The sequence below is a fragment of the Chitinophaga sp. Hz27 genome, assembly GCF_042263525.1.
Taxonomy (GTDB): Bacteria; Bacteroidota; Bacteroidia; order Chitinophagales; family Chitinophagaceae; genus Chitinophaga.
Window position 1 is genome coordinate 455,356 of record NZ_JBHKFJ010000003.1, and the last position, 13,556, is coordinate 468,911.

Here is a 13,556-nt window from a genome sequence, read left to right on the forward strand (position 1 = left end):
ATAGGGGCCGGTTTAGATTACAGGTGAGTATGTGGTTTTTTTGCGATGATCAATGGTATAGCCACAAAGATGATCGTTCCACCGGCAACCATTGCCACATAAGAAGCCGGGCTTCCGACAGGCAACTGAGTTGGTGGGAAAAAGGCTACCACAAAGGAAAACAACGTAGCCACAAAACCAATACCTGCAAAAAACAACATGCCGCCACTTCCACCTGGCACCTTATACGTCCTCGGTAAATCTGGTTGAGTATATCTCAGTTTAATACCTACTGCATACATCATTAAATACATAATCAGATATAAACCAATAGTGAGTGCACTCAGTAAGAAGAATGCAACGCTTACATTATCCATGAAGAAGTAGAGAGATGATAATACAGAAACGATACAACCTTGTACCAGTAGGATGTTTACCTGGATACCGTTTTTATTTGTTTTAGACCAGAACTCAGGGAGAACACCTTCTTTGGCCGTCCATAGCAAACCGCGGCTAGGCCCCGAAATCCAGGAAGTTACGCCGGCCAATACACCAAAAGCCGCCAGTATTCCAATGATACTCGTGGCCCATGGTACACCATTCTTTTCGAAGATACTTCGGAAAGCCTCCATCAGCCCCGCCTGCAGATCGATCTGGTCATAAGGCAGCACCGTGGCCACCGCCAGCGAACCAAAAGTAAAAAGCGCAAAGATGATAATACCAGCAAGACCAATAGCTTTAGGGAAATCTTTCTGGGGATTAGGTAACTCTTCTGCATGCACCGCATGTACTTCTACACCAGCAAACAATAACAGGATACCCGCCAGGAAAGCAATATCACCAATGCTCCCAATAAATGGAAAGAGGCGAGGCTGCAACGTGCCACCCACGTCTTTTACAATGGAAGCCACGTTTTCTTTAGGATGCATGAATTGTATTTCCTCTCCCTTAAAAATATAAACGATAGCAATGATGATAATAACAACACCAGGTATGACCGTACCTACAATAAAACCGTAGCTGGTCACCTTACTAATAAGTTCCGTTCCTTTGAAAGCCAGTATGGTAGCCAGCCAATAAATTACAATAGAGAATATACCAACAAACGTTCCGTTGTTAGCCAGTTCTGGTTTACCAATCGTATATGCGATACATGCAGCGGCAAAAGCCAACACGGTAGGATACCATACCACATTCTGAATCCATTGCAGCCAGATAGCCAGGAAGCCCATCTTAGAGCCATATCCGGCCTTGATCCAGGTATAAACGCCGCCACCTTTATTACTGAAGGCACTGCCTAATTCAGCAGCTACCAGCGAAGCGGGAATAAGATATAGTAACGTGGCAAAACCTATATAAAAGAACATGGTCAGCTCTTCCTTCGCCATCATAGGCAAGCCTCGCAAACTGATTACTGCCGCAGCTGTCATCAGGGCAAGACTCGTAGTGGTGATCTTAGCGGGTGCAGATGCCATACGCGTCAGAGAATTTAATGGAATGAAAAAAACAACTGGCAGCGTCCTATTATCCTAACAGGATAATACACGCTGCCAGCAGAAATCGTACTTAGTTATGTGCATAACCTCCTGCTTCTTCTCTGGTGAGAGGAACAGAAATAGGATGTTTCTGGAAATAGTCTATTGCTCGCTTGATATCTTTGATGAGCAGGTCTGCCATATCCCTGCTGAATCCATGACGTACAAGAATACGCTGGATCACGACCTTATCCATTTTTGAAGGCAACGGATAAGCGGCTATCTGCCAGCCTCTCATACGCAAACGATCACTAAGATCATATAAGGAGAAGCCTGGATTGAGTCCTTCTTTAATGCGCCAGGAAGCGCCAGGAAGGCCGCCACGCCCATCATAGAACAACTCAAAATATCCCAGTTCTTTAATAGCATCTGCAATGTATTGCGCATGTGATAAATTCGTTTCCATTACGCGCTTGTATCCTTCTCGTCCTAATCTTAATAATAAGTAATACTGCGCGATGATTTGTCCGCCAGGTCTGGAGAAGTTCAAGGCAAACGTAGGCATGTTACCGCCTAAGTAATTCACCCAGAAGATCAGGTCATCAGGTAAATCTTCTTTATCTCTCCATACTACCCAACCCACTCCTAACGGAGCAAGACCATACTTATGACCGGAAGCATTGATAGATTTCACTCTTGGCAATCTGAAATCCCATACCAGGTCAGGTGTGACAAAAGGTGCGATAAATGCACCACTAGCCGCATCCACGTGAATAGGAATATCCAGGCCCTTATCTTTTTGCAGTTTATCCAAGGCTGCGGCTACCGCTTTCACATCTTCGTACATACAGGTGAAAGTAACGCCCAGCGTAGGTACGACACCGATAGTATTCTCATCGCAACGCGCTATTACATCATCAGGATGCATGGTGAGCCGACCTTCTTGCAAAGGAATTTCGCGGATTTCCACATCAAAATAACGAGCAAATTTGTGCCAGCATATCTGCACAGCACCTGTAATGATATTAGGTTTGGAAGTATCTTTTCCTGCAGCTTCGCGCTTTTTGCGCCAGCGCCATTTCAGCGCCAAACCTCCCAGCATCGCAGCTTCGCTGGAACCAGTAGTAGAACAACCCATCGTTGTTGATGCTGCCGGCGAATTCCACAGGTCAGCAAGGATCTTTACACAACGTGCTTCTATTTCTGCTGTTTGCGGATATTCATCCTTATCGATCATGTTTTTATCGATGCAGTCATTCATCAGTTCATGAATCTCATCGTCCATCCACGTCTGACAAAAGGTAGCCAGGTTTTGTTTGGCATTTCCATCCATGAGTAACTCATCTTTCAATAGTGCATAAACATTTGCAGGCAGATGCTCATGATCAGGGAGTTTATCTTTTACTATCCCTTCCCGCATATAGGGAGAGGTGTAAATATCCTCTGCCAATGAGGGTTTCCCATCCTTTTGGCCACGATTTAAAATTTGTAAGGGCATACAAAAATCGGTTTGATGAATGATCTGGTTTCCAGCGTATCAGAGGTAGTGATTGGGATAAGCGGACGAAAAATATTTCTCGAGAAATTGTAATTATTGATGATTATCAGGTAGATATCTACGATACATTAACGGGGAAAAAGAATTCACCGAGGTAAGAATAGAACACCTATTATTTGAAAAGGTTCATAGCCATTCAATAGCAAGAAAATGATCACAAAAAAATCACAGAAAAAATTAGTTCGTTGTTCAACTAATTCGATTTTGGGTTGTTATAGCGGAAAGTAATTCAATTTTCACATGGATTGGGATGAGATCTTGGATCCTCTGTCACCTTATTTTCAACAAGCTATGGACGAACAGCTAAGAATAGTTAACATGCAGGATGGCATTGTCACAGCAGCCACCAAACTGGCAGCAGAGCACTTTCCGCTGTTTAATAAGCTGTCGGACACTGGAAAAAAGAAACTGCAAAGGATCATTATCAATCAGTCGGTTCAGATGGCAAATGCCATCCATGAAGCGTTAGCCAATGAGCAAGGATCGTAAAAAGCCTTAGTCAACTTTAAAAACAAGTTTATTAGAATTTATGCCAGCAACGATACCATAACCATTAATCACATTTGTGAAAACCCGTACGGGTTCCGACACGATATCACCATAAGACTCCGATTGTTCGGTAGCGGTTTTCAGATATTGATAAGCATTATAAGTAAGTGCTGTCACTTCCACCATCAGCTTACCGGTAGTGGGAACGAGGTCCTGCGTCTGTAATACAAAGGTTACTTCTCTACCATCGAATCTGTTATCGTTCATAATCAGAATAGAACGTTGTGCAGTGGAGAGAATATCCATGAGATTATTGTTGAATGCGGGATCCAGCTTGAAATACAGGGCAGATATGGGCCTGTTGGCAGTATCTATATTGTAGACGCGAAGTTGATAATAATCGTGCGTACCAGGGTTATCTTTCAGGATAAATTTTATCCTGCTGCTCCCTTTTTGTGCTGTGGCGTCCCAGGCTTGTGGCTTTTGTGGCAGCGTGTCTGAAGCCTCCACACCCACAAGTCCGGTGGCTGATGCTGCCACCTTATACCTATGTCCTCTGACAGCTGCTGCTGAGGATACGTAATACCATTTCCCTAAAATCTGCTGGCGTTGTAATGGTAATACAGTTCCACTTTCATCTGTCAGCGAGATATTAACACTGGGCAATTCTTCAAAGGCGCTTTCATCATAAACGTTTACGGGCACACTACGTGTAACCCTCACGTATATAGGGCTATCCTGCTGCATCATCGTATTTACCACCAGCTTATTTCCCTCATAGGAAGGTGTGATATTAACTGGTTTTTCACAGGCAATACTTAAAATTGTCAGCAGTACTAATAGCAAAAATATATGCTGGTATCTCATCTGATCAAAATTTAACTGCATACGAAATACTTGGTAACATAGGCAGGATAACGAGTTTGGACAGATATCGCTGTCTGGCGACATCATCTCTTTTTACATAATAATAAAATGAGTTCATCTGGTTATACACATTAAACACACTGAAACTCCAGCTTCTGGACCAGTGTTTTTTCTGTTTAGACCAGGTAATACTTATATCGAGGCGATGCGAAACTTCTGTACGATAATTATAGCGGCCACTATATCTGTCTATAGGTACTGTCGGGCTGGTAACCGGGTCCCATGGCGAGCCGGTGCCCTGACCTTCATAACTCGATACCGGCAACGTCAAAGGTGCACCTGTTGTAAATCGCCAGGAGGCAGAAGCATCCCAGTTTTTGGAAATATGTTGATTGACTACTACTTCTATATCGTGGCGACGATCATATTTGTAGGGATATTGTTTTCCGTTATTGATATCAGGAAACTGTCTGTTACTCCATGCCAGCGTATATCCTATCCACCCTGTCGTACTTCCTTTTTTCTTAGCAGCCAGGAATTCGCCACCATAACTCCATCCTTTGCCAATGCTTGCTCTTTGGTCCCAATTCAATACATCTGTCGAAAAAATACCTGTAGGCTCCGTGTATTCGATCATGTTATGCATGCTCTTATAATAGCTTTCCACGGAGAATTCCCACTTTTGTTCATTTGACGTTTTGCAGATACCTGCAGCGATTTGACGGGAGCTCATTGGGCCAACACGCTCCGTAGCCGGAACCCAGATATCAGTAGGTAAAGAAGTAATATTATTACTGAGGAGATGAATATATTGATTCATATGCGTGTATGATAGCTTAACTGCCCAGTTATGCGGCAACATATAACGTAGTCCCAGCCTTGGTTGCAGACTACTATAAAATCTCCCTGATACTAAAAACCCGCTGGCATGCAACCCGATATTTGCAAACAGGGAAGGAGTAAGCTGCCATTCATCTTCTCCATATACCAGCATTTCAAGACCTGTACTTACAGGGCCACTGGCAACTGTATCCAGCGGAACAACGTTGCTACCTTTATCTACAAAGGAAGATACTCCTGGTTTAAAGAAATTCAGCGTCCAGGCAGTACCCAGTCTGATACTATGGCGAGGTTGAGGTCTGAAATCAAAATCAGCTTTTAAACCGGCTGTTTCCATTTTAGAATAGTATCGACCTGCCTGTTCTGCTTTTTCATTAGCCGCAGGCAGACTATACATATACCCCATTGCTGTGTTAAACACATACTGTGAATAGTTTAGGCTGATATTGGAGAATAGTCGCGGGCCATAGATATGATTCCAGCGTATAGCCCCTATGGTATTACCCCAGCCTACCTTAAACCGATCAAACTGACTGATAATATTGGCGGTATCAGCAACAATACCATTACCTTCCTGCTTAACATCCATATTATCTTCTCCCTTATAAAAGCTCAGGTATAGCCTGTCTTTGGGCGAAAAGATATGATTGACCTTCGCATTTATATCATAGAAATAGGCATTTAAATTCAGTCTTGAGCTTCCTTTATCTTCCAACTTCATAATACTGTTATAGAGGATATCCGGGTAAGATCTTCTGGCAGATAATACGAAGGAAGTTTTATCCTTGATGATAGGTCCTTCCAGGTCGAATTTGGCAGAAATCAGGCCTATTGCTGCATTTCCGTGAAAATTTTTCATATCTCCGTCCTTCAGGGTAATGTCTACTACTGAAGAAAGGCGGCCACCAAAACGGGCGGGGAAGGCACCTTTGTAGAGGTCAGTATTTTTAATTACGTCTGTATTCAACAAAGAAAATACACCGAAGAAATGGGAGAAGTTATAGATAGGAGAACCATCCAGGAGGATGAGGTTCTGATCGGGGCTGCCGCCACGTACATGTAGGCCAGCAACGCCGTCCATGCCGCCACTGACGCCAGGAACAGACTGCAGTGTTCTGAGCAGATCGGTTTCTCCCAGCAGTTTGGGTTGTGCATTGACAGTATTGGCGGAGATATTGACCTTGCTCATCTGCGTTTGGTCTTGCAGTGTAGCGCCTTCGTCTGCATTGATGATAACTTCCTTCAGTTTAGCCGTTGGCGTTAAAGCGATTGTGAGATAGTCATTGTTGGTATTTGCAGGAATAATTTTCTGGGTGGCATAGCCGATGTATGAAACGACGATTACTGCAGTATCTGTAGTTGTAAAGCTAAAGAAGCCGTATTCGTTGGTGATGGTACCTTGTTGATGGGTGGGAGAGAAGATAGTGGCGCCTGGTAGCTTTTCTCCGCTGGCAGCATCTTGTACATAGCCGCTGAAAGTGCGCGCTGGGTGGGGGGCAGGTGTGAGTACGATCACATCGCCAACACGAGCAAAAACAATTCCTTCAGGGGCGAGCAAATCCTGCAGCAATTTTTTCAATTTTTGCTGATGGACAGTTACAGTAATTTTTCTGGACAAATTGACAAGGTCCCGGCTATACGAAAAGTTGATACCATAGGATTTTCCGAGCAAATCACATACAGCCGACAGTGGCTGATCTTTTACCTCCAACGTTATCTTCGTTTGCCAATCCCATCCCAGAACCCGCAACGGCAGCGCTATAAATAGCATTACCGTTAGCAGTTTTCCGGCTAACGACATATTGGTTAAATTATAAAGTGTTTCAGATTATAGTGATCCAGTACTATTTTTTCATGTGAAATTGCCTATCTCCTGTTTGTTCCAGTTTAGCACCAACGGAGATAGTCATGGCATCCAGTATATTTTTTATAGATTCATTGATAAATGTCGCTTTAATAGGCATTTTCAACAACGAGGTATCATCTACAATAATTTGTATATCATACAGTTCCCCCACGGTTTTCAATGCTTCTTCCAGCGTTACGTTATCGAATTTCAGTGACTTCTGGTCAGGGTCTATTACGCTCGCTGTGATACGAAAATCATTTCCTGCCTTTTGTTTCAGCAGCATACCGGAAGTAAGGATGGCGCTATCTATTCTGTTATGATCGATAACCATTACTTTTCCGCTGCTAACGTGTACTTGCAGTATGGACTTTTCCGGTTCATAGTTAATAGTAAATTTTGTTCCCAGCACCAATACGTCTGTATTACCCAGCGTTACAACAAAAGGTTGTTTCGGGTTGGCGGCTACATCAAAGGTAGCTGCGCCGCGGAGGATAACCTTTCTGTTATTGCTGTTGAAGCCCCTGGCAACGTCGAGTTGGGAGGCATCTCCTTTCAGCTGAATGGTGCTACCATCAGCCAGGGTGGTCTGTACCGGGCCTGAAAAGCGCTCCGATGGGCGTTTCAGAAAAATCCAGGTACCTACTGCTACTAATACTAAAATAACTGCGGCGGCTTTCCAGAACATTGATCCAGAGATAGTGCGCAGTTGCGGCTTTTTAGGAGCCGGTGAAGCATAGGTTTCCGCAACGTCCAGCTGGGAAAATAACTGATTCCAGGAGCTGTCTGTATCTGCCTTGATAGCATATTGCTGCGAAGAAGCAGTATCCAATACTTTTTTCAAGGCATCCAGCAACTGCTGGTTGTCTTCGTGTTCTGTAAGCCATCCGTCTACCCATGCACGCTCTTCTGCGTCTGCTTCATTGAGCAGATACTTGCATAGCATTGTATACAGTGCTTCATCAGAAAACGAAGGTATCATTACAGTTGTATTGTTTTTGTCCTAATGATTGGGCATTACTGAGGTTCATTTATGCCGGGAACCGCAATATTTCGCGTTTTCCGGGGTCTAATTGATTTTCAGGGCCCTCTAAATATCAGACGCACCGGGGCTGGCTTTTCCCCTATCCTGATTAAATATTTTTTCAGAACAGGAAGATAGCAAGTAATGGCAGGTATTCCTTTAATTCCTGGTGCAAAATTTTCAGTGCCTTCCCCATTTGATTTTCAACCGTTTTAACAGAGATATTCATGGTTTCGGCAATTTCCGCATACTTCAAATGCTGATGTCTGCTGAGGATGAATACTTCCCGGCATCTTTCGGGCAGGCGTTCCAGTGCCAGCTGGTATAGCTTTTCGAGTTCTTTGACATTAGCCGCCTGGGTAGTTACATCTCTGCTGAGGCCATAGGCATTTTCTTTTTCACTACGTACAGTGGCTTTACGCCATTGACTAATAGCGCCATTTCTGATGGCAGAAAAAAGATATGCCTTTACGGGACCGGTGATAGTGATAGTATCCCTTTTTTCCCATATTTTCAAGAATACCTGCTGTACTATTTCCTCCGCTTCATGCTGATCACCGGTATAGTGGATCGCAAAAGCAAGGCAGTGGGCATGGTTTTCCTTGAACAGTTCCTCGAATGTTTGGAGCGCCAACATGATGAGGTGCAAATATAGGCGTTCTGTTCAGAAAGCGTAAACAGAAAGCATTACAGCAGCACCTTTAGCAAAACTTTAATATGTGGCAACATGTTTTTTAATTAGTTGAGCAGCAAAAATTATAGTAAATAACAGCGGCATCTCTCTTGCTCCTTTGCTGGAAAAAAATATAACTTTGTGCCCGCAATGTACAACCTGATCAAGAAAATACTTTTCCGCTATCCGCCGGAAAACATCCACCACAGCGTAATGCGTGGCATGAAGACAATCTACGCCCTTCCTTTGGGTAAACAACTGCTAGGCGCTTTCTGTGGCGTTAAAGACAAAAGTCTCGAAAGAGAGGTCTTTGGCCTAAAGTTCTCCAACCCCGTGGGATTGGCAGCAGGATTCGATAAAGATGCAAAGTATATTGACGAATTAGCCGCACTGGGCTTTGGCTTTGTGGAAATAGGTACCGTGACTCCAGTGGCGCAGCCAGGAAATGATTTACCAAGATTGTTCAGATTACCAGCAGATCAGGCACTGATCAACCGCATGGGCTTCAACAACGAAGGTGCTCCTGCAGCAGCAGCCAGGCTGAAAAACAAGAAATCCAATATTATTGTAGGTGGCAACATCGGCAAAAATAAAGTAACACCTAACGAAGAAGCCGTAAGTGACTACGAAAAATGCTTCCATGCACTTTTTGATGTGGTAGATTACTTTGTGGTAAATGTGAGCTCTCCTAACACGCCTAACCTGCGTGCCCTCCAGGAAAAAGAACCTTTAAAACAATTACTGCATCACTTACAGCAGCTGAACAACCAAAAATCTGCCCCTAAACCTATATTACTGAAAATAGCACCAGATCTTACTAACGAACAACTGGACGATATTATCGAGATTGTACAGGAAACGAAACTGGCTGGTATTGTGGCTACCAACACGACTATCAGTCGCGAAGGGTTGGCAACACCAACAGCAGAAGTAGAGACAATCGGTGCTGGTGGCCTAAGTGGATTACCTGTAAAAGAGAAAGCCACAGCGGTTATCAAATATATTCATGAAAAAAGTAATGGTAGTTTTCCCATTATTGCAGTAGGTGGCATATTTTCTGCTAAAGATGCGCAGGAAAAATTAGATGCAGGTGCATCACTGGTACAGGTATATACCGGATTTGTTTATGAGGGGCCGACTATTGTGAAGCATATCTGTAACGGACTACGCCGGTAGCTCGTTTATTTGAACACAAAACCTATATGGAACAATTTCTCACTGCTGAGTCTCTCATCAGTTTACTTACGCTCGTGCTCATGGAGATCGTCCTGGGCATCGACAATGTTATCTTTGTATCTATTGTACTGAACAGGCTTCCCGCCGAAAAACGCGCTGCCGCCAGAAGAATCTGGATGTTTGCAGGTATGGCCATCCGCATTGTGCTATTGCTATGCATTGGTTATATCGTAAGAGCGGTACATCCGCTCTTTACTATTGGCGGACATGGATTCAGTCTTCGTGATCTTATCATGTTATGTGGTGGTTTATTCCTGCTGGTTAAAACAACTCTGGAAATACACCATAAACTGGAAGGGGAAGAGGAACACACCGGAAACGGCAAATCTAAGCCAGCGGCTTCTTTTGCTAATATCGTCGGACAGATTATCGTTATTGATACGGTTTTCTCCTTCGATAGTATCATTACCGCTGTGGGATTAGCTCGACAAATTCCTATCATGATTATCGCCGTAGTAGTAGCCATGATCGTGATGTTCTTTTTTGCACCAAAAATCAGTGACTTTATTCACAAGCATCCTACATTGAAGATGCTGGCACTGAGCTTCCTGGTAATGGTGGGTGCCATTTTGATCGTGGAAGGCTGGAATGCAGCAGCAGCACACGATATGCACCTGAAAAACTATGTTTATTTCGCAATGGCTTTCTCTTTTGCAGTAGAGCTGCTGAATATGCGGGTACGTAAATCTGATACCAAACCGGTAGAACTCAGAGAGCCTGTAGAACCAGAAGACGAAAAAAAATAATTAAATACATCATTCAATCGGGAGCTGACCATAGAAATGGTCAGCTCCTTTTTTTTGATTGAATGTTCTGATTGGTAACAATAAACAGGAAGATGTAAACAGCGACACCCACATGGCCGCAGCTATAAACACCTCCACCGCTCCTGTTGGGGGTTAAAGCCAGCCGACTATGTTTCTCAGCTAACTATCTTCTGCACCTGTATTATTTTGTTAGTTACCCAGATACAAATACAGTAAGGCCCCTGCCCTATCAGCAGTTGTTACTCATTCTTGCTCTCATTCCACCGCCCTGAATTGTTGGTTTTTGATGAACCGTCATCAGTCTTAATTATGCCGTTGGCTTAAAGATCACTCATCATTTATTTCCATAAAAGCTCGACAAATGCAAAAAATAAAATATTAGTCGCCTGTAAAAAAACAGGCGACCGTACTTCCTACAGCATCACCCGAACATAAAACAATGCCTTCCCGTTATCCGCTAATTATCCCGTCATTATATCATTGTGAATTCAACAAGACAAAATTAAGTTCACAACACACGCGAATAATTGCTGAACAGGGTTTTTACTAAACGAACAAAATGAACAGATCAAACTGAAATCACCATCTACCAAAAACAAAAAGAGAGAAGCAAAATGCTCCTCTCTTTATATAAAAATTTAAAAAAAATCAGGCCTTCATATTCATCATCACAACAGCAACCATACCCGCTGTTTCTGTACGTAGCCGCGTTTTACCTAATGATACCGGCTTAAAACCAGCATCCATCGCCTGTTGCACTTCTTCCGGCGTAAAGTCGCCCTCAGGGCCTATCAATATAATAGTATTATGTCCAGCCTTCATCACATCTCCCAAATCCTGCTTCTGATCTGGTAAACAATGTGCGATAAATCTTTGCTCCCCAGTAAAAGACTGCAAGACTTTTGTAAATGATTGTGGTTCCTCCAGCACGGGCAGGTAAAATTGCTTGGACTGCAGCATGGCCGACACCAGGATATTCTGTAATCGTTCTGCTTTGATCTTTTCCTTTTCTGTACGGTGACTTACCAGTGGAATAATAGTTTGTATGCCTATCTCCGCCGCCTTTTCCAGGAACCACTCTATGCGCGAAGCATTCTTGGTAAATGCAATGGCTATACGAAGTGCAGGCGCAGGTGCAGGCAGATGCTCTTTTTCACTGATCTGCACCTGGCATTTTTTTCGGTTATCATCAATGATAACTGTTGTATACTTGCCACCACGGCCATCAGCCAGCAACACCTGGTCACCCTTTTCATGACGTAATACCTGGATACAATATTTAGAAGTATCCTCGTTCATCGTATATACCGTCATACTATCATTCAGTTCCGGCGCGTAAAATACAGGCAGTTCCATAATCCTTAATTTGTCTGCAAAAATCCTAAATTTCTGATTCTGATTCCAGTTTTTTAGTTCTTGTATGGAATCTTATAAAAAGCAATACAGAGGCCACCAGTAATCCCAGTAATAACGCCCACCATACACCTTCTACTCCAAATCCTAAAGTGATACCCAGGAAATAGCCCAAAGGAATACCCAGCACCCAATAGGCCAGCAGTGTAATTATTGTTGGAATACGTACATCGCCTAATCCGCGGAGCACGCCCAATCCAACAACCTGTGTGCCATCAAACAACTGGAAGAATGCAGCAATAATCAGCAACCTGGCAGCAATGCTTACCACCTGGTTATCTTGTATATACAGTTGTGGCAGCAAGTGATTACCAAACATAAATATCAATGCAGTTGTACCCATTAAAACGAGCACCATATGATAACTGGCGATGGCAGACATACGCAGGGATTTGAAATCGCGGCGACCAAAGTTATTACCGCTTTTAATTCCTGCAGCAGCAGATATACCACTGGCCATCATATAAGTCATGGCGGCAAGACTCAATGCAATCTGGTGAGCAGCAAGTTCCGCTGCGCCCATCCAGCCTACCATTACGGCGGCACCACTAAAGGCGCTCACTTCGAAAATATACTGCAACGCTACTGGCGTACCTATTCCCAGAATCTTCTTAATAGTAGCCGCTTTGACGTTAGCCATATTGAAGTTTTGCAGATAAGCCTTAAATCTTGGCGACTTAAGTGCATAGAAAGTCATGGTAATACCCATCAGCAGCCTGTCCGTAAAAGTGGCGATACCTACACCCACTACGCCCATGCGCGGAAGTCCGAACAAGCCATATACCAATGATATACCAATAATAATATTGATGACATTCCCGATAATACTGATGTTCATTGCTTGTCGTGTAAACCCGAGCCCTTCGCAGAATTGCTTAAAGGTCAGGTACAGCATCAGTGGAATAAAGGAAAACCCGAGATAGCGGAGGAAAGGTATAGCTTGTTCCACTACATCTGGTTCCTGTTTAAGCAGGTCCAGATGGGCACTTCCAAAAAATATCAGCATAGACAGGAGTATGCCAACGGTCATATTAATAACAAGACTGTTACTAAGGAGATGACCAATCAGGCTTCTGTTACCACGGCCATTTTCCTGTGCGATCAATGGAGTTAGTCCATAAGACATCCCAATACCTGTTACCATAAAAATGGAGAACAGGCCGTTGCCGAGGGATACGGCGGCCAGGGGTACTTTACCCGTATGACCGATAATCAGGCTATCGGAAAGTGCTACCAGCGTATGTCCTAGCTGGGAAATCACAACGGGGTAGGCTAGATTAAAATTGTCTTTGTAAAAGCTACTGTACTTAACATATAGTTGTTTCATAGATTCTTCTGTTATATCTATAGTGATCAAAGTTTACAAACAAAAAGGCCGTCTCTACTCGG

At 43.5% G+C, this 13,556-nt stretch carries 11 protein-coding genes; 3 read left to right on the forward strand and 8 right to left on the reverse strand.

Translation table 11 applies throughout. From position 1 onward, the window contains the following. Window positions 1–17: 17 nt before the first annotated feature. Both ACE38W_RS08665 and ACE38W_RS08670 read right to left on the reverse strand, forming a co-directional pair. Window positions 18–1,454, reverse strand: coding sequence for an APC family permease (locus ACE38W_RS08665; protein WP_375830110.1), 1,437 nt, complete (start codon window positions 1,452–1,454; stop codon window positions 18–20). Window positions 1,455–1,545: 91 nt separating this feature from the next. Further along, window positions 1,546–2,952 carry a glutamate decarboxylase gene (locus ACE38W_RS08670; RefSeq protein WP_375830112.1) on the reverse strand — a complete coding sequence of 469 codons (1,407 nt, stop codon included), beginning with the start codon at window positions 2,950–2,952 and terminating at the stop codon, window positions 1,546–1,548. Window positions 2,953–3,303: 351 nt separating this feature from the next. On the opposite strand from ACE38W_RS08670, the gene ACE38W_RS08675 reads away from it, so the two are divergent. Continuing rightward, window positions 3,304–3,501: a hypothetical protein gene (locus ACE38W_RS08675; RefSeq protein WP_375830113.1), complete on the forward strand. Its 198-nt coding sequence runs from the start codon at window positions 3,304–3,306 to the stop codon at window positions 3,499–3,501. Between the two features lie 6 nt (window positions 3,502–3,507). Here ACE38W_RS08675 and ACE38W_RS08680 read toward each other — a convergent pair whose 3' ends face one another. The 4 genes from ACE38W_RS08680 to ACE38W_RS08695 form a co-directional block, all read right to left on the reverse strand. Further along, the gene (locus tag ACE38W_RS08680; protein WP_375830115.1) at window positions 3,508–4,368 is read right to left on the reverse strand and encodes a DUF4249 domain-containing protein; all 861 of its coding nucleotides are present in this window, start codon (window positions 4,366–4,368) and stop codon (window positions 3,508–3,510) included. A gap of 4 nt (window positions 4,369–4,372) precedes the next feature. Beyond that, window positions 4,373–7,009 (reverse strand): carboxypeptidase-like regulatory domain-containing protein, encoded by a 2,637-nt coding sequence (locus tag ACE38W_RS08685; RefSeq protein WP_375830116.1) that lies wholly within the window; start codon window positions 7,007–7,009, stop codon window positions 4,373–4,375. 43 nt (window positions 7,010–7,052) lie between these two features. Continuing rightward, entirely contained in the window at window positions 7,053–8,036 is a 984-nt protein-coding gene (locus tag ACE38W_RS08690) for a FecR family protein (RefSeq protein WP_375830118.1), read from the reverse strand. Window positions 8,037–8,199: 163 nt separating this feature from the next. Continuing rightward, window positions 8,200–8,715 (reverse strand): RNA polymerase sigma-70 factor, encoded by a 516-nt coding sequence (locus ACE38W_RS08695; RefSeq protein WP_375830119.1) that lies wholly within the window; start codon window positions 8,713–8,715, stop codon window positions 8,200–8,202. Window positions 8,716–8,901: 186 nt separating this feature from the next. Between ACE38W_RS08695 and ACE38W_RS08700 the strand changes: the two genes are divergently transcribed. Further along, window positions 8,902–9,927, forward strand: coding sequence for a quinone-dependent dihydroorotate dehydrogenase (locus tag ACE38W_RS08700; protein WP_375830415.1), 1,026 nt, complete (start codon window positions 8,902–8,904; stop codon window positions 9,925–9,927). A 26-nt stretch (window positions 9,928–9,953) separates the two neighbouring features. Further along, window positions 9,954–10,733 carry a TerC family protein gene (locus ACE38W_RS08705; RefSeq protein ID WP_375830121.1) on the forward strand — a complete coding sequence of 260 codons (780 nt, stop codon included), beginning with the start codon at window positions 9,954–9,956 and terminating at the stop codon, window positions 10,731–10,733. Window positions 10,734–11,402: 669 nt separating this feature from the next. Here ACE38W_RS08705 and ACE38W_RS08710 read toward each other — a convergent pair. Beyond that, window positions 11,403–12,110 (reverse strand): RsmE family RNA methyltransferase, encoded by a 708-nt coding sequence (locus ACE38W_RS08710; RefSeq protein WP_375830122.1) that lies wholly within the window; start codon window positions 12,108–12,110, stop codon window positions 11,403–11,405. A 25-nt stretch (window positions 12,111–12,135) separates the two neighbouring features. Further along, window positions 12,136–13,494 (reverse strand): MATE family efflux transporter, encoded by a 1,359-nt coding sequence (locus tag ACE38W_RS08715; RefSeq protein WP_375830124.1) that lies wholly within the window; start codon window positions 13,492–13,494, stop codon window positions 12,136–12,138. Between the last annotated feature and the right edge of the window lie 62 nt (window positions 13,495–13,556).